This is a genomic window from Intestinibacillus sp. Marseille-P6563 (assembly GCF_900604335.1).
Classification (GTDB): domain Bacteria; phylum Bacillota; class Clostridia; order Oscillospirales; family Butyricicoccaceae; genus Butyricicoccus_B.
In genome coordinates this window covers 688154-705662 of the sequence record NZ_UWOD01000002.1, presented here as the reverse complement: position 1 = coordinate 705662, position 17509 = coordinate 688154, and the positions used below count along the sequence as shown (strand labels likewise).

At 55.3% G+C, this 17509-nt stretch carries 16 protein-coding genes; 3 read left to right on the top strand and 13 right to left on the bottom strand.

What is annotated here, in order from left to right; all coding sequences use genetic code 11:
* Positions 1 to 81: 81 nt before the first annotated feature.
* The 12 genes from tsf to EFB11_RS11465 form a co-directional block, all read right to left on the bottom strand.
* Positions 82 to 1014, bottom strand: coding sequence for a translation elongation factor Ts (gene tsf / locus EFB11_RS11520; protein WP_122790362.1), 933 nt, complete (start codon positions 1012 to 1014; stop codon positions 82 to 84).
* A 114-nt stretch (positions 1015 to 1128) separates the two neighbouring features.
* On the bottom strand, positions 1129 to 1845 hold the full coding sequence (gene rpsB, locus EFB11_RS11515; protein WP_122791299.1) for a 30S ribosomal protein S2: 717 nt from the start codon (positions 1843 to 1845) through the stop codon (positions 1129 to 1131).
* Positions 1846 to 2066: 221 nt separating this feature from the next.
* On the bottom strand, positions 2067 to 2357 hold the full coding sequence (locus EFB11_RS11510) for a PRC-barrel domain-containing protein (RefSeq protein WP_122790361.1): 291 nt from the start codon (positions 2355 to 2357) through the stop codon (positions 2067 to 2069).
* Between the two features lie 14 nt (positions 2358 to 2371).
* Positions 2372 to 3238: a polysaccharide deacetylase family protein gene (locus EFB11_RS11505; RefSeq protein ID WP_122790360.1), complete on the bottom strand. Its 867-nt coding sequence runs from the start codon at positions 3236 to 3238 to the stop codon at positions 2372 to 2374.
* 60 nt (positions 3239 to 3298) lie between these two features.
* Entirely contained in the window at positions 3299 to 4894 is a 1596-nt protein-coding gene (locus EFB11_RS11500) for a recombinase family protein (protein WP_122790359.1), read from the bottom strand.
* A complete protein-coding gene (locus EFB11_RS11495; protein WP_122790358.1) occupies positions 4895 to 5107 on the bottom strand; it encodes a hypothetical protein in 213 nt (70 codons plus the stop codon).
* Between the two features lie 149 nt (positions 5108 to 5256).
* Entirely contained in the window at positions 5257 to 7008 is a 1752-nt protein-coding gene (locus EFB11_RS11490; RefSeq protein ID WP_122790357.1) for a Na/Pi cotransporter family protein, read from the bottom strand.
* Positions 7009 to 7214: 206 nt separating this feature from the next.
* Entirely contained in the window at positions 7215 to 7655 is a 441-nt protein-coding gene (locus EFB11_RS11485; protein WP_243115217.1) for a stage V sporulation T C-terminal domain-containing protein, read from the bottom strand.
* A 71-nt stretch (positions 7656 to 7726) separates the two neighbouring features.
* Positions 7727 to 8179, bottom strand: a complete 453-nt coding sequence (locus tag EFB11_RS11480; RefSeq protein ID WP_122790355.1) for a YjbQ family protein — start codon at positions 8177 to 8179, stop codon at positions 7727 to 7729.
* Positions 8180 to 8181: 2 nt separating this feature from the next.
* Positions 8182 to 10188, bottom strand: a complete 2007-nt coding sequence (locus EFB11_RS11475; protein ID WP_122790354.1) for an LTA synthase family protein — start codon at positions 10186 to 10188, stop codon at positions 8182 to 8184.
* 149 nt (positions 10189 to 10337) lie between these two features.
* A complete protein-coding gene (rfbA, locus tag EFB11_RS11470; protein WP_122790353.1) occupies positions 10338 to 11198 on the bottom strand; it encodes a glucose-1-phosphate thymidylyltransferase RfbA in 861 nt (286 codons plus the stop codon).
* A 194-nt stretch (positions 11199 to 11392) separates the two neighbouring features.
* The gene (locus tag EFB11_RS11465) at positions 11393 to 12508 is read right to left on the bottom strand and encodes an FtsW/RodA/SpoVE family cell cycle protein (protein ID WP_122790352.1); all 1116 of its coding nucleotides are present in this window, start codon (positions 12506 to 12508) and stop codon (positions 11393 to 11395) included.
* Positions 12509 to 12749: 241 nt separating this feature from the next.
* On the opposite strand from EFB11_RS11465, the gene EFB11_RS11460 reads away from it, so the two are divergent.
* The 3 genes from EFB11_RS11460 to EFB11_RS11450 all read left to right on the top strand — a co-directional run bounded on the left by EFB11_RS11460 (position 12750) and on the right by EFB11_RS11450 (position 16439).
* Entirely contained in the window at positions 12750 to 13049 is a 300-nt protein-coding gene (locus EFB11_RS11460; protein WP_122790351.1) for a hypothetical protein, read from the top strand.
* A 153-nt stretch (positions 13050 to 13202) separates the two neighbouring features.
* Entirely contained in the window at positions 13203 to 14618 is a 1416-nt protein-coding gene (locus tag EFB11_RS11455) for a stalk domain-containing protein (protein ID WP_164706746.1), read from the top strand.
* A 150-nt stretch (positions 14619 to 14768) separates the two neighbouring features.
* Complete coding sequence (locus tag EFB11_RS11450; RefSeq protein ID WP_122790349.1) at positions 14769 to 16439, top strand: formate--tetrahydrofolate ligase; 1671 nt, start codon at positions 14769 to 14771, stop codon at positions 16437 to 16439.
* 64 nt (positions 16440 to 16503) lie between these two features.
* Here the strand turns inward: EFB11_RS11450 and EFB11_RS11445 are convergent, their stop codons facing one another.
* A complete protein-coding gene (locus EFB11_RS11445; protein WP_122790348.1) occupies positions 16504 to 17202 on the bottom strand; it encodes a stalk domain-containing protein in 699 nt (232 codons plus the stop codon).
* Between the last annotated feature and the right edge of the window lie 307 nt (positions 17203 to 17509).

Sequence of the window (17509 nt, the reverse complement as noted above, 5' to 3'; positions counted from 1 at the left end):
AAATAGACAAACAATACCGGTAGAATTGGTATACCATACAAAAAAAGGACAGGCACAGAGCCTGTCCTTTTTGTAAGCAAATTACTTTGCCATTGCTGCAACTTCTGCTGCGAAATCGTCAACCTTCTTCTCGATGCCTTCGCCCTTTTCAAAGCGGGTGAACTTGACCAGCTTGATCTCGCCGCCCAGTTCCTTGGCAACTGCTGCAATGTGCTGCTCCACAGAAACCTTGTTTTCCTTAACAAAAGCCTGCTGCAGGAGGCAGTTTTCTTCGTAGTACTTGCCGATACGGCCGTCTACCATCTTGTGGATGATCTGCTCCGGCTTCGGCTTAGCAGCGGTCTTGTTCTCTTCCAGAGCCTGTGCCAGCAGGATTTCCTTCTCCTTGGCCAGGGTTGCTTCGTCTACGTCAGACTTATCCATGAAGGACGGGTTCATTGCAGCTGCCTGCATGCCGATGTCCTTGCCCAGCTCCAGAACGGTTGCATTGCCCTTGAGGTTCTCCGAAACTTCCAGAGCAATCAGAACACCGATAACGCCGCCCATATGGGTGTAGGATACGTTTACGGTGTTTGCGTCGTAGCGCTCGAAACGACGGATCTGGATGTTTTCGCCGATGGTCAGAACCTTCTCCTGCAGAGCAGCTTCAACGGTCATGTCGCCCATCTGGCAAGCCTTCAGAGCGTCAACGTCTGCCGGAGCGTCCTTGATGACAACGTCTGCCAGGTCAGATACAAACTTCTGGAAGTCTGCATTCTTGGCAACGAAGTCGGTCTCCGAGTTTACTTCGATGATGCCGGCAACGCCGCACTCAGCGCAAACCTTTGCACAAACCATGCCTTCTGCCGCGATACGGCCAGCCTTCTTGGCAGCCTTGGCCAGGCCCTTTTCGCGCAGCAGTTCGATTGCCTTGTCAAAATCGCCGTCCGCTTCGGTCAGCGCCTTCTTGCAGTCCATCATGCCTACGCCGGTCATTTCGCGCAGCTTCTTTACGTCAGCAGCAGTAAAAGCCATTTTATATTCCTCCAAACAAAATAAAAAGAGTGGAGAGTGAGGAGTGGAGAGCGAGACTGGCCCGACTCTTTACTCTCAACTCTTCACTCTGAAAAATTTTACAAACTTTTGGGATTACGCCTCAGCCTTAGCCTCAACTTCCAGCTGCTCGCCCTGCTTGCCCTCGATCACAGCGTTTGCCATGGTCTGAGAGATCAGCTTGATCGCACGGATTGCGTCGTCGTTACCCGGGATTACGTAGTCGATTTCGTCCGGATCGCAGTTGGTGTCAACGATAGCAACAACCGGGATACCCAGCTTCTTTGCTTCGGCGATCGCGTTCTTTTCCTTGCGCGGGTCAACCACGAACATAGCGCCCGGCAGCTTCTTCATTTCCTTTACGCCGCCCAGGTACTTTTCCAGCTTTGCGATCTCAAGCTGCAGCTTGATAACTTCCTTCTTCGGAAGCAGATCGAAGGTGCCGTCTTCCTGCATCTTCTTGAGCTGGTTCAGACGAGCGATACGAGTACGCATGGTCTTGAAGTTGGTCAGCATGCCGCCCAGCCAACGAGCGTTTACATAGAACTGGCCAGCGCGCTCAGCCTCTTCCTTGATGGCGTCCTGTGCCTGCTTCTTGGTGCCGACAAACAGGATGGACTCACCAGCTGCAGCGATGTCACGAACGAAGAAGTAAGCTTCCTCGAGCTTCTTGACCGTCTTCTGCAGGTCGATGATGTAGATGCCATTGCGCTCGGTGAAGATGTACGGAGCCATCTTCGGGTTCCAACGACGGGTCTGGTGGCCGAAGTGTACGCCGGCCTCCAGCAGCTGCTTCATAGAAATTACTGCCATGATATTTTCCTCCTTGGTTTTTACCTCCATCCCGGGTCATCTGTCAGCAGCAGCCCCCAAAAAGAAGCCACCCGCTGCTTGCATCACGGGATGTGCGTAATAATTCATGCTCTGATATTTTATCACGTACGCAGGCGATTGTCAAAGGATTTTTCCCATTTTTAGCGAAAAAACTGCGTAAATTTCGGAAAAATCGCAGGCAAAATCTAGGCAAATCGCCATCAGCGGCCAAAGGGCCACCATTTTGCATTTTCCCGACGGGGCGTGGGGCGGTCATGCCGCACCAAAATGATGTCGTCGCCGATCTTGTCGATGCACTCCCAGGGGATGACATAGTCCTCTTCGCGGCCAAACAGCCCGAAAAACCGGCATCGTCCGGGCACGACCAGCGCGACCACACGGCCGCAGACCGTATCGATCTCCACATCCCCGACATAGCCCAGCCGGGCGCCGTCGCACAGGTTGATCACTTCCTTACACCGCAGATCGGTAATCCGGCTGCATTGCGCCATGGTATCCCCTCCCATCAGGCCGCGTCCCGGAGCACTTCGCCCAAAAATCGCTCGGTGGAAATGCCCGATGGACGGTTGAAGCGGCCCAGACGGTATAAGCAGTCCGGGTCGCGCGTGAGGGTATTGACCTGCTTTTCACAGGTCAGCGTGCATGCAAAGCCTAAACTCTGGACGACTTCCTCGGTTTCGCTGTTGTACATGCCAAACGGATAGGTATAGCAGGTGGGTGCGGGCAGACCAGCTTCGATGAGCAGGTTTTGCGTCTTTTCGGTGTCCTCCAGCAGCAGCGCGCGATAGTCCTCCAAATCTTCGCCGCGCATGCGGGTGCAGCCCCGGCGCGGGTCGGTTTCGTGCATGTCAAAGGAATGGTTTTGAATCTCAAATACATCGCTCATTTCCTGCAACCGGCTCAGCGAAAGGTAAGACCAATAGGCATTTTCCTGCCCGTTTGCGGTAAATTTCTCGGTCTGTATACCGATGACCGAAATCACGGCCCGCATGCCGCGCTCTTTGAGCAGGGGATAGGCATAGAGGTAATTGTTGAAATGGCCGTCGTCAAAGGTGATGAGCACCGGCTTTGCGGGCAGGTCCCCCAGGCCGTCGACATAGTTGATAAGGTCCTGAATGGTGACCGTTTCATAGCCTGCCGCTTTGAGATAGTCCAGGTCGGCGGCCAGCACATCGGGGGAAATAATATAATCGCCCGCCCGTGCCGGGTCCTTTAAGATGCTGTGGTACATGATGACCGGCAGTTTGACCGACTCCGGCACTTCAGCCGCCGCGGTTTCGGCCATCCCGTGCTCGACCGCTGCCTGGTTGGCGGTAAAGATGAATCCCAGCACCAGGCAGGTGAGCACCATCTGTAACAGGGTCTTTTTCATGTTCCTCCCCCTCCGAAGCTTTTTGTTTAAGATATGACCGGGGAGAGGGGGATAGAACGGTCAACGCAGCAGATCGAGCAGGTCGATGATGTCGCTTTTCAGTTCGATGACCAGGCTGCCGTCCGCCCCGACCTGGATACGCTCTACGATCAGCCGTAGATCCTGGCGGTCAAACCGCTCTTTTTGCAGGAGCAAGTCAAAGGTGCGCAGCACACCCTGGATGTTGCGGGTTAAACCAGCGCGCTTGTGCGCTTCGCCTTCCAGAAGGGCGCGCTTTTGGGCGAGGTTTTGCAGTTCCAGATGATATTGCTGCTCCAAATGGTCAAAGGTCTGCTGAATGGTCTGCTCCTGTTCGGGACGGGCCAGCATCTGCCGGATGCGTTCGCGTGTGGAGGCTTCCAGCGCGCGACGCAGCTCGGTTTCTTCGGCTTCCAGCTTTTGAAGCCGCCCGGAGAGCGAACCGGCGCGGGCTTGTTCGCGTTCGGCGTCCAAACGGCCGAGGGCATCGGTCATGCTGTCCCGCACGGCAGCGATATAGGCGCGGATGCTTTCGTCGAGTGTGCGTTCATGGATATGGTGGGAGGTGCAGGCCTTGCGGCCGCGTCGGTGATAGGCGCCGCACAGATAACCGGGCGGCCGGTGGGCATAGGACACGCCAAACATCGGGCTGCCGCAGTCGGCGCAGAACAGCAGGCCGGAATAGGGGTGAGGATATTTGCGCTCGCCGCGGTAGGGGGTGTGGGCGCGCTGGCGCGCCTGTTCCTGGGCGGCGGCAAAGGTTTCGGCGTCTATGATAGCCGGATGATGGTTTGGAAAGACTTGATGGGCGGCCGGGTCGGTGCGGCGGTCGGTCTTGTTGATGCCCGGCCGCTGCCAGACCCCTTGCCGCAGGGTGCCGATGTAAAAATCATTGCCGATGATCTTGGCGACCGACCCGGCATTCCACACCGGGCTGGCCCGCTTTTCCACCTTGGAGGCATCCGCGCCGCGGGCGCGGAGCTGCCGGGCGGTCAGCTGCAAACCAGTCGGATACCCCTTTTCGGTCAGATAGGCCGCAATGCGGCGGTAGCCCCAGCCCTCGTTGTACAGCCGGTAGATGAGCCGCACCACGCGCGCGCCCTCCTCGTCCACAAGGATGGTATTTTTCCGCAGCGGGTCGAGATAATATCCATAGGGCGCCGCGCAAATCCATTCGCCTTTCTGCTGGCGGCTTTTAACGACCGCGCGTACCTTTTTGGAGGTGTCGGTGACCGGCATTTCGTTCATGAGGAACCGGAACTGGATGTTCAGCCAGTCGTCCCGGGTGGGGTAGTCCACATGGTCGCCGATCGAGATGATGCGCACCCCTTCGTCGCGCAGGACTTCCAGCTCATACAGCCCGAGCGAGTTGCGGCGGGAGAAACGGGAAAAATCCTTGACGATCAGCACCGAAAACCGTCCGGCCCGCAGGGCGGCGCGCATGGCCTGATAGCCCTCGCGCTGCTCGAAGGTATAGCCCGAGCGGTCGCGGTCGGTGAAAAAGGTGAGCGAAGCGTCCGGGAACTGACGCTCGACAAATTCGGTGATGATGGCCTTTTGGTTTTCGATCGAGGTGTTTTCCTGGTCGAGTTCCTCATCGACCGAAATACGTGCATATCCGGCAATCGAAAGCGCCATTTAAAAGAAGCCCGGCTGCTGCCGGTCGAGCAGCGCGGCCACGCCGGGCAGCAGCGGTGCCTCGCCGCCGACAAAAACACACACACGGTAGCCCTGCGCCCGGGCGCGGCGCACGGCTTCTCGGTATTCGGGTGACTGCGCATAGGTCTCTCGTTCGCCGTGCGCGACCCAAATGTCGCACCGGCGGGCGGCATGGTTATTTTTTACGGTCATAAGACGCCCTCCTTTGTGACATACCATCGGGGGAGCGCCGCACAGCAGAGGGCAAGTCCCGGTCAGGCTGTTTATAGGTTTAATATGCACAGCCTGCCGGCGCTTATACCAAAAAACCGGGATGCTTTCGCATCCCGGTCGGTCTGCCGTTACGGCAGAGCATATTCTTTGAGATATTCGTTGTAGCGTTCGACAAACTCGGCATCCTGACCGCTCTTGATGCGGCTGAGGTATTCGTGCGTGTCGTAGCTGCCGTGCTGCAATTCGATCATGCAGGCAGCGATGTTGGAGCAGTGGTCAGAAACCCGTTCAAAACCGGTCAGCAGATCGGTGAAGATAAAGCCCAGTTCGATCGTACAGTCGCCGTTTTGCAGGCGGGCAATGTGGCGGTTCTTCATCGTGCTGCGCAGATGGTCAACCACCTGTTCGAGCGGCTCGACCTGTTCGGCCAGCGCAATGTTGCCTGTGTTGAAGCTTTCAATAGACATATGCAATACATTGCGTACCGCGGAAGCGATGACCTTGAGTTCTGCATAGGCGTCTTCCGAAAAATGAATCTGCTTGTCGTTCATTTCCTTGGCCGACTTGGCTACGTCGACCGCATGGTCACTGATGCGTTCAAAGTCGCCAATGGTGTGCAGCAGGCGGGAAACTTCCCGGCTGTCCGCCTGGGACAGGCTGCGCGAGGACAGGCTGACCAGATAGGTCCCGATACGGTCTTCGTAGACGTCGATACGGGATTCGGTCTTGCGGACGAATTCGTACACTTCGGGGTCAAAGTTATGGATGAGCGAAAGCGCCTTGTCCATAGCCATTTCCGACTTTTCGGCCATCTTGACCGCCAGCTTGCGGCACTGCTCGATTGCCACCGGCGGGGTGACCATCAGACGTTCGTCCAGCAGGGAAAATTCGTCCTCGACCTGCTGGCCGTCCTTGATGGTGGCACAGGCCAGGCGTTCGAGGACGCCGGCAAACGGCAGCATAACTGCGGTGGTCAAAAGGTTAAAGCAGGTATGCACGATGGCGATACCCAGCTGGTTGATGGGCTGGTTGACAAACTGGAAATCAAAGATCGCCTTGAGCGAATAAAACAGCGCCAAAAAGACAATCGTACCGATGATGTTAAAGTACAGATGCACGATTGCAGTACGGCGAGCGTTCTTGTTCGCGCCAATGGACGAGAGCATCGCGGTCGCACAGGTACCGATATTCTGGCCCATGATGATGGGGATAGCGCTGCCAAACGTGATGCTGCCGGTTGCGGAAAGAGCTTGCAGGATACCAACCGAAGCAGAAGAAGACTGAATGATGGCAGTCAGCGCCGCGCCGGCCAGAACGCCCAGAATCGGGTTGGAGAACAGCAGCAGGATGTTGGTAAATTCGGGTACATCCTTCAGCGGTTCGACCGCGCCGCTCATAGTTTCCATGCCGAACATCAGCACGGCAAAGCCGAGCGGGATGGCGCCGATGTCCTTCTTTTTGCTGTTCTTGACAAACAGGTACAGCACAATACCAATGACGGCCAGAACCGGGGAGAAGGACGAGGGCTTGAGCATCTGCATAAACATGCTGTCGCCTTCGATGCCGGACAAGCTCAGAATCCACGAGGTGACCGTGGTACCCACGTTTGCACCCATGATGATGCCGATGGCTTGCCGCAGGCTCATGATGCCAGAGTTTACAAAGCCGACGACCATAACCGTGGTGGCCGAAGAGGATTGGATGACCGCTGTGACCGCCAGGCCCAGGACAAAGCCTTTGACCGGACTGGAAGTCAGGCGTTCCAAAATGGTTTTGAGTTTGCTGCCCGCGCTCTTCTCCAAGCCGTCGCCCATGACCGACATGCCGAAGAGGAAGAGTGCGAGTCCGCCGAATAGAGTTAGTACATTAAAAATATCCATATCTCTTTCCTTCACTCTTTACATTTTTTACATTTCTTTTATTTTGACGTCATTATTTTTATTATAGCATGTCCGCTGTGTGGCTGGGAGATGAATTTTTGTAAAATCTGCGTAAAGTTTCGCACATCGATTCAGGCAAGACAGAGAGAGCGGAAAATGTCAAGATGAATCAAAAAATTCCCCGCCTGTGGGGCGGGGAATTTTTTTCACATGGTGACATGCTTGGAAAGGAAGTTCGCCGCCGTCTGGCTGAGTTTGGATTCGACCTCGGTGGCGTGTTCCTGTCCGTTTTCCGAAAGGAAAGCAACGCAGCCGGTCACATCGCCTTCCGAAATGATCGGGGCTGCGACCACGACCGCATACGGGTCGTTCGACGAAACATGGATGGCCTGGTCGGTGCCGTCGTGTTCATAAATGTGGCGCTGTTCCATGAGCATTTCCAGGTCGGAAGAAATGGCTTTTTCAAAAATATCTTTTTTTGCGCCGCCTGCTGCCGCAATGACCGCATCCCGGTCACAGATTGCGCAGGACATACCAGCCGTGCGGCTGAGGGCTTCGGCCAGTTCCCCGACAAAGGAACCCAGTTCCCCCATGGGGGAATATTTCTTGAAGATCACCTCACCATCGCGGTCGGTGTAAATCTCCAAGGGGTCACCCCCGGCATACATACGGATATGAAAAAGCGGCTGACCAAACGGTCAGCCGCCAAATTGTGCAGTTATTCGCCCATGACCTGGAACACGACGTCGCGTACCCGATTGCGGGTATCGCATTCGACGAGCGTGAGGTTCTGCCAGGGGCCAATGGTGATCTTGCCGTCCACAAACGGGATGGTGATAAACGGCGAGAGCAGCGCGGCCTTGATGTGGGAAGAACCATTGTCATCGTGCCAGGTTTCGTGATGGCGGTAATGGATGACCCGCCCGGTTTCATCGGTATAGGGAGAAAAGACATCCATGGCCGCCTTGAGGTCATGATGGACCATACCGGGTTCAAATTCCAGGGTGGTCAGGCCCGCCACGCCGCCGGTCGTAAATCCGGTGATGATGCCGGAGGACATGCCGGTCTTGGCGCAAGCGTCGTCCACAGCCGCCTGGAAATCTTCGGTGATATCGATCATGCCCATATGGGCTTTGGTGTGATAGGTTTTCTGATGCGTATAAACTGCCATGCTTACTCCTCCGCAGCCGAAGCGTCCTTGGAAGTCGTCACCGGCTCCCCAACGGTAAAGAACGAACGCAGGGTGTTCTCCCAGTCGACCGTATGGTTGATGGTCAGGTCCTGATAGTCGCGCAGAACGCTGGAGTTCTGGAGCGCTTCGGTGGTGGTGTGATAAGCACCCGTGTTGTCATAGACACCCTGGGCACAAACGACCGGCCAGGTCTTGCTCTGCTCGAGCAGGTAGCTCTGATAGTCGCTCATCTGCAAGCCAGCAGTTTGCAGGACCATGGGCGCCAGATAGTTGATGCTGGTGCGTACATCGGTCTGCTGCTCGATGTCGTAGTTCGCCCAGATGAAGAACGGAACCATGTACTTCTTCATGCGCTCGTTGATGTCGGTCGAGAGATTGGGGTTGACCCATTCATAGAACGTATCGTCGAGGTTGGGCTGATGGTCGCCGAAGAACACGATGATGGTCGGCTCGTCATAGTTTGCAAAGTATGTAACCAGTTCTTCGAGCGCCCGGTCACTTTCGTGCTGTTCGGACAGATACAGCTCGGTCTTGGGGAACTCGCCCTCATGCCCGGTGATGGATACGGTCTGTTCATAGCCGTTGCCATCGCCTTCGTAGCCGCTGTGGTTCTGCATGGTGATGTTCATGATGAACAGCTTTTCGTCCTCTTCCTTGTTTTCAAAGCGGTCGCGGATGAGGCTGAAGGAGTATTCATCCGACGGATAGAGACGGTAATAATCCACATCATCCAAATCTTCCAGGAAGGTGGTCTCATCAAAGCCCATCTTGCTGTAAACCGCCGGACGGTTCCAGCCGGCACGCAACCAGGGATGAATGGCCGCCGTGGTGTAGCCCTGTGCCTTGAGGACCGAAACCATGGAGTCATAGTTGGTGATGTCATCAAAGTAATGCAGATATACGATGGTGTTCGGAATGAACAGCACCGAGTCGCTGGTGAGGAACTCAAATTCCGAGTTTGCGGTCTTGGAACCAAAAATAGACGCATAGGCGTAGCCGGTGATGGCGTTCTCGTCCTCCTTGAGGGAGTCCATGAACGGGGTGACCGGGATATTGGTTTCAAAATCGCCCAGCACACGCAGGTCGCCATACGATTCGCTCATGATGGCGATGATATTGGGCTGTACGCCCGCTTCGGTCTGTTCGGTCTGCTCAGCGCGAGCCGCTGCCGACTGGTCGGCAATGGTCTCGACCGCCTTGGCCGAATAGTATTCCGGGATCTGCGAGCCGCTCTTCTGGCAGAGGGTTGCCAGGTTGCTGGCAAAATACAGATCATAGTTAAAAGCATTGGAGTTTTCCTGATAGTATTCGCCATAGCCGACAAAGGGCAGACAGCCGAACAGCAGGACACAAGCCAGTGCCGAAGCCTGCTTGAACTTGATGCGCCGGCCACGGGTATATTCGTCACCGCCCAGGCGGTACAGCGTGATGGTCCATAGCAAAAGCAGCAGACCGAGCAGGATGATGTACTGGTCCGGGGTGTAATCGTAATTGCTGGCCACGCCGGCAGCCGTGCGGATCGACGAAAGGTCTTCTACACTGATTGCCGTGCCGCGGAACAGCCAAACATAGTGGTTGGCAATACCCAGCACACCGAAGATACCGCTGCCGATGGCGATCGCCTTACGCAGCGAGTCGGTGCCGAAGTACAGCAGGATGTACACCGCGGTATGGAACAGCACGTTGAGCAGGCCGATGAACTTCAGACGGGCATAAAACGCACCCGAAGACATGAGACTCAAATAGAAATGGGTCAAAAAACCGCAGAAGAACAGGGACGTTACCCAACGGATGTGGCGCAGTCCGAGCGTGCCGGTTGAGGGGATCAACCGGCTGACGATCAGCGCCGCGCAGAAGAACACGAACGGTCCAAAGATCTGCGTATTGATGATGCGCTCGACCGACAGGTAATTAAGTAAAACAGCCGTGTAAATGAGGGAGATAAAAAGCATCCCATATTTTTTCCAGAAGCTCTTTGCCATAATCATTCCTGAATTCCTTATCTAAAGATTTTTTTCGTATCCCGTTATACCACAAAAGCGGGGGAAACTCAACAAGTTTTCCCCCGCTTTTATGGTTTTGTCACAATTTTTGTGAAGCTTCACAAATTTACAAATTCTTTACATGACTTTGATTATCACAAACACATCAAATATTGTCCATATAATGTCTGCCCCAATTTCCCCGCCAAACGGTGCAGATCGTCCAAATCAATATACCCCCGTAGAAAAGCGATCTCCTCCAGGCAGGCGATATAACGCCCGGTATGGTCCTGGACCTCCTTGACCGCCTGCGCGGCATACAGCAGATTGTCGGCCGTACCGGCGTCCAGCCAGGTGAAATCGCGGTCCAGCTGGATGACATGCAGCTGGTCACGCCGTAAGTACTCCAGATTGATGTCTGTGATCTCCAATTCGCCGCGCGCCGAAGGCTGGAGCGAGCGGGCAATATCGACCACCTGATTATCATAAAAATACATGCCCGGAATAATGTAGTGGGACTTGGGAAAACGCGGCTTTTCTTCGATCGACAGCGCGTTGCCGTTTTCGTCAAATTCAATCACGCCAAAGGCGCGCGGGTCCTCTACATAATATCCGAAGACGGTTGCGCCTTCTTGCAGTTCGCGCGCGGCACGGGACATGATGCGGTCGTTTTCCAGGCTGTGGAAGATGTTGTCCCCCAGCACCAGGCAGACCGAGTCGCAGCCGATGAAGCGTTCACCCACCAGGAAAGCATCCGCAATGCCCCGCGGCTTTTCCTGCACTTCATAAGAAATATTGATGCCCCACTGGGAGCCGTTGCCAAGCAGTCGGTAAAACGGCCCTTCCTCGCCAGGGGGGATGATCACTAAAATTTCCCGGATGCCAGCTTCCATCAGCACAGCGATGGGATAGTAGATCATGGGTTTGTCATATACCGGCAAAAGCGGTTTGCAGATCGGCCGAGTCATCGGATAGAGGCGGGAGCCTTTACCGGCGGCGAGAACGATACCCTTCATAGATTATATTCTCCTGTCTGGGCGTTATGCCCTACTTCCTTCCCGCAGCAGCGGGACAATCCAAACACCAGCAATATTATATAGTATAGCATGGTTTTCCAGCCTTTGCTAGTCAAAACAAACCAAAAAACAAGGGAGCAATGTAGGCAAATTGCAAGAAAACAAAAAAACGGCCCGCAAAAGGGGCCGTTTTGCTATCGTTTGAGCCAACTTGGCTTTTCACGCATACGCACACCGGCAGCAATGCCGAGCGCGGCATACATGGTGATGACCGACGAACCGCCATACGAAAACAGCGGCAGTGTGATGCCGACGACCGGGAACATACCGATGCACATCAGGATGTTCTCGAACGTCTGGCTGAGGAACATACCCGCGATACCGATGGTCAGCACCGACGAAAACGTGCTGTTTGCCGTAAAGCTGACATAGAACAGACGCAGGATGAGCAAACACAGCAGCGCCAGAATCAGCAGGCAGCCGATCAGGCCAAATTCCTCGCCTGCGACCGAAAAGATAAAGTCGGTATGCTTACCGGGGAAGTTGGAGTGCTGCATCTGGTTGCCCTGCAAAAATCCCGAGCCAAAGATCTGACCGGCGCCAATGGCCAGCTTGCTTTTTTCGGTGTGCCAGGCAACCTCTTCGTTGATCGAAGGGTCAAATAGTACCAAAATGCGGGTCAGACGGAAACCGGAAATCATTTGCCACAGGAAGGGGATGGACGCCAGCAGCACAACCGCCCCACCAACAAACCATTTCAGGCTCAGACCGGCGCCAAACAACATAATAATAAAGATGAATACATACGACAACGCAACACCGGCGTCGTGCGACGGCACGATGACCGCGCCCGCAATGATCATCATATGGATGCCCAGCCCTAAAAGGGTGCGCCAGTGGTTAAGTCGGTCAAATTCGTGCGCCACATGGGCCGCAAAAGTGAAAATAAAAATCACCTTGCCGATTTCGCCCGGCTGGATGCCGACCGGTCCAAAACGCAGCCAGCTGTTGTTGCCGCCTTCGCTCGTACCAAAGGGGAACAGCAAAAGTTGTAGGGCGATGTTGACAAGCACGAACCATTTCCAGTATCGTGACATATCCTCCAGGTCGAACAGACTCATCAGGATGAACATGATGACGCCAATGGCGACCGAGGCCAGCTGGACGATGACATATCGATTGGGGTCATCCATGGTGCGGGTCGCCGAATAGACCAGGACCGCGCCAAAGGCAGAACAGCATAAGGCTACAAACAAAAGATATAGATCGGTGTGCCGAAAATAATGGCCGATCGAGCGAAAAGCGCGCACAGCGTCACCTCCAGAGTGTTTCGGTTTTTATCATACCACAAAACAATCCCGGATGCGACTGGGATTTTGTAAAAATTTCGCCCAAAGCCTACGTTGCGGCCATACAGAATGGACAGCATACCCTACACATACCGACAAAATATAAAAAAACCCGACGCGGAATACCATGTTCGTGGTATAATATATACAATTCCAATGGTCCCAGGATAGGGGAGGGTCATAGAAAGGAGTGTTTCGGAATATGAAAAAGAAAGTGTTGAGTTTTCTTCTGATCGTTGCAATGGCAGCGCTGATGCTGCCAGCCATGCCGCGGGCGAGTGCGGCGGCCACATACAGTGTGGATGCAGCGATCAACTACGCCAAGGCGCACTGGAACGACGGACAAGGGCAGTGTGCGGAGTTCGTATCTCGCTGTGTGCGTGCCGGGGGTCTGGATATGAAAGTCATCACGACCACACGCAGCTGTTTGAATGCAGCGGTTAAGGCCAGCGGGCTGTCGGTCAAAGAGCTCAAACTCAATTCGAGCGGGTATGCGATGTAAGCAGACAACAGCAGTATTCTGGCCAAGGGGGACATTGTCGCGCAGTACTGCAAAACTCACGACCTTTATCCACACATCATGCTGTGCGGCGGCTACAATTCAAAGGGACAGGCGACCTTTTATGCGCACAACGGCGCGAGCAACAACGAGGTTGTGAAGCTGAGCGTCAACACCGCGTATGAGCATACGCTGGCCTGCGACATGCGGGCGCAAGTGCTGCACCTTTCCAGCCTGGACGACGGCATCTATATTGGCCCTCCGGACATCGTATCGGAGCCGGATGTTACCTTTGCTGCGCCGACCGATTCGACCTACAAGGCCAAGGAGAGTGTTTCGAACACCAACGCGGTCGTTGTGTCCAAGGTGGTCAAGCCGTCGGGCGTCAGCGTCAGCAAGATGGGTGTCATTCTGTATAACGGTGCGGCTTCGAACGCAGCGGTACTCAAAAAATATAGTGAGTCGGTCAGCAACGTCAGCAATTCGACCACGACCTATCATTCGTGGTTCGATATCAACAAGGAGTTAGGCGTGACCCTATCGCCGGGCACCAGCTATTCCTACCAGTTCTTCGGCGTGTTTGACGGATTTGAAGTCAAGGGCGATCGGCGCACCCTGCGCACGACCGGCTCCACGACGCCGGCCCACTATCAAATCACTTGCAAACAGTCGGATTGGGCATCGGTTTCTTGGTGGTACGAACCGGGCAAACCGATCGGCTCCATGCCCTCAGGATTTGATAAAGAAGGCTATACCTTTGTCGGCTGGTTTACTTCGCCAACTGGCGGCAAACAGGTCACGGAATCCACAATTTTCAACAACACAACTGACATTATACTGTATCCGCACTACACCAAAAACACAACAGTGACAGAACCCGAGCCGGAGCCCGAACCCGAACCTGAGCCGGAACCGGAGCCGGAGCCCGAACCGGTGGAGGACGAAACCTACACCGTTCTGTTCACCGACCTGCGCACGATGAAGACCTACGGCACGTATGAAGTCCAGAACGGCGATACCTACACAATTCCTTCGCAGTCGCCCACGCGGGATGGCTACTCGTTTGATGGCTGGTACACAGCGAGCACCGGCGGCACCAAGATCACGTCGTCTACGATCGTAAACCTGACGGGCGATACGACCTTTTACGCGCACTGGATCGAAGTGCCCACCCTGTTGTCGACTTCGATCACGTTGCAGATCGGCAAGCCGTATATGTACATTGACGGCCTGAAACGAACCATTGACGAACAGGGGACGGTCCCCATCACCCGCAACGATCGCACCCTGTTGCCGGTACGCGCCGTTGTGGAGGCCATGGGCGGCACGGTCGGCTGGGAACCTCTTGGCGAGATTGTTTCGCTCGACCTGGAAAACAAGACGCTGTATCTGCAAATCGGCCACCGGATGGCATGGGACAGCAACGGAAAATACTACTATATGGATGTTGCGCCGATCACAGTTAACGACCGCACGATGCTGCCCATCCGGTTTATCGTCGAGTACTTCGGCGGTACAGTCGGTTGGGAAGAGAGCACGCAGACGGTCAGCGTCGAGTATACCCCATCTTGAGTTTCAACAAAAAACCGCTTTGAGCGGTTTTTTGTTTTGTGCCGGTGCAAGGGTTTTCAACCCCAGGGTTTTACGATATAATAAGGAATAGAATCGGCAAAGGTGTGTGCAGGGGCGCGCATCAAAAGACAGGAAGGACGGTTTTTTGGAATGCTGACTGATATTGAGATCGCACAGGGCTGTCAGATGAAGCCCATTACCGAAGTGGCAGTCGCCGCAGGGCTGGATGCCGCGGATTTAGAATTATATGGAAACTATAAGGCCAAACTTTCGGCCGAAGTCTGGAAAAAGACCGCTGACAAGGAAAACGGTAAGCTGGTGCTCGTGACCGCCATCAACCCCACGCCCGCAGGTGAGGGCAAGACCACCACGACCGTCGGCCTGGGGCAGGCCATGGCAAAGCTGGGCAAAAACGCCATGATCGCGCTGCGCGAACCGTCGCTCGGGCCGGTGTTCGGCATCAAGGGCGGCGCTGCCGGCGGCGGTTATGCACAGGTGGTGCCTATGGAGGACATCAACCTGCACTTTACCGGCGACATGCACGCCATCACGGCAGCCAATAACCTGCTGTGCGCCATGCTCGACAACCACATGCAGCAGGGCAATACCTTGGGCATCGACCCGCGCCGTGTGATTTTCACCCGTGTGCTGGACATGAACGACCGCGCCCTGCGCAATATCACCATCGGTCTGGGCGGCAAGGTCAACGGCGTGCCGCGCGAAGACCACTTTATGATCACGGTCGCTTCTGAAGTCATGGCCATCCTGTGCCTGGCTTCCGACCTCGAAGACCTTAAAAAGCGCTTTGGCGACATTCTGGTCGCGTACAATTATGCCGGGGAACCGGTCTATGCCCGCGACCTCAAGGCCGAAGGTGCGATGACCGCCCTGATGAAGGATGCCATCAAGCCCAATCTGGTGCAAACGCTCGAAGGAACCCCCTGCCTGATGCACGGCGGCCCGTTCGCCAACATCGCCCACGGCTGCAATAGTGTGCAGGCGACCAAACTTGCGCTCAAATTGTCCGACATCGCCATCACCGAAGCCGGATTCGGCGCCGACCTGGGCGCGGAGAAGTTCATGGACATCAAGTGCCGCAAGGCCGGACTGGCTCCTGACTGCGTGGTACTGGTGGCGACCGTGCGCGCGCTCAAGTACAACGGCGGCGTCGCCAAGGCTGACCTGAACACCCCCAACGTGGAAGCGCTCCAAAAGGGCATTTGCAATCTGGACGCCCATCTGGACAACATCGCGAAGTTCGGTGTGCCGTGCGTGGTGGCTATCAACGCGTTCCCGACCGATACTGAGGAGGAAATGGAGTTCATCCGTCAGCATTGTGCGGCGCGCGGTGTGCGCGTGGCGCTCAGCGAAGTGTTCGCGGGGGGCGGCGAAGGCGGTAAGGCGCTGGCAGAGGAAGTGCTCGCCGTGCTGGACGAAGGCAAGGCAAACTTCCACATGCTATACGAGGACGCGCTGCCGCTGACCGAAAAGATCGAAACCATTGCCAAGACCATCTATGGCGCAGAGGAAGTCAACATTTTGCCGGCTGCTGCCAAGGAACTGGACAACATTACGAAGATGGGCTATGGCCACCTGCCCGTGTGCATGGCCAAGACCCAGTATTCGCTCTCGGACGATGCATCCAAGCTCGGCCGCCCGCAGGGCTTTGCCATCACCGTGCGTTCGGTCCGTCTGGCCGCGGGTGCCGGCTTTGTGGTGTGCGAGACCGGTGCGATTATGACCATGCCCGGCCTGCCCAAGGTGCCGGCCGCCGAGAAGATCGACGTCGACGAAAACGGCAAGATCACCGGCCTGTTCTAAGAAAAAGGGAAACAAAAGGCGCCCGCAACACGCGGGCGCCTTTTTCGTTTTTGTAAGAGGTGCGTCATTCGATACCCATGACGTTGGCAACAGCATATTCCCCGGCGCCACGGTCAGTGCCTTCCGATTTAACAAGTTTGACTTGAAGCGCATAATTGACGTCGACCTCGACATGCTTGGTCTGCATATCACCCGTTAAGCCGATCTGCTGGACAATTTCTCCATCGGCATAGACATAAAGCGTTCCATCGCGGGTATCGACGTTATCGATATGCCCGACATCGAACGATATACGCGAGTAATGACCATTCAGATTATAATAGGCATAATTTCCGGTATAAGTCCCCCAAAAACGAACGCCTTGGGTGTACTTTTCCCCCATCATGGAGAAGGATTTGGCGGCGTCACTCTGATATACACTTGCGTAATTGGTCTGATATGGGTCCAAATACTTGTTGCTGGACTGACCCGGGATGTCGCCCAGATACACGGTCTGGGTTGTGCCGTCCCAACCGACCTCTTTGCCGATCGCGTTGCCGACTGCACGCACGGGCAGATAGGTCGTGCCGTTGTAGACAAAAGGCTCGACCGTGGCGCCGTTGGCATCCTTGGGCGTGACTTCAACCCCGTCCACAACCAGCTTGATGCCCGAATACTCGACCGTGATGGTCTTTTTGATGGTGTTCGCCGCAAAGGCGACCGACGTGGCGACCATGCAGCATAACCCCAGCGCTGCAAGCCGCTTGAACATGGTGCGTTTCATCCTTTTATCCTCCTCTTTTTATTGCTGTTTCCGTCACCAGCGCGGCAGGGGGAGGGTGAAGGCCCCCTGCTCTGCCGGCTTCGGAAAACAAAAAATACCGTGCAGGCGCGGCTGGGATAAGGGTAAGCCGTCCATACACGGTAATCCACACAAGGTCATGCGAAAAAAAGGCTTGCACCGCCGTGAAAACGTGATTTTTGTACAAAAACCTTGTGTCCGGCGGGACAATCCGGTATAATAGGATTGCGGTGCGGCGAATGCCGCTGTGTATGGTGTTGTGGCACCTGCGCAGGCTCAAGGGTGTTGC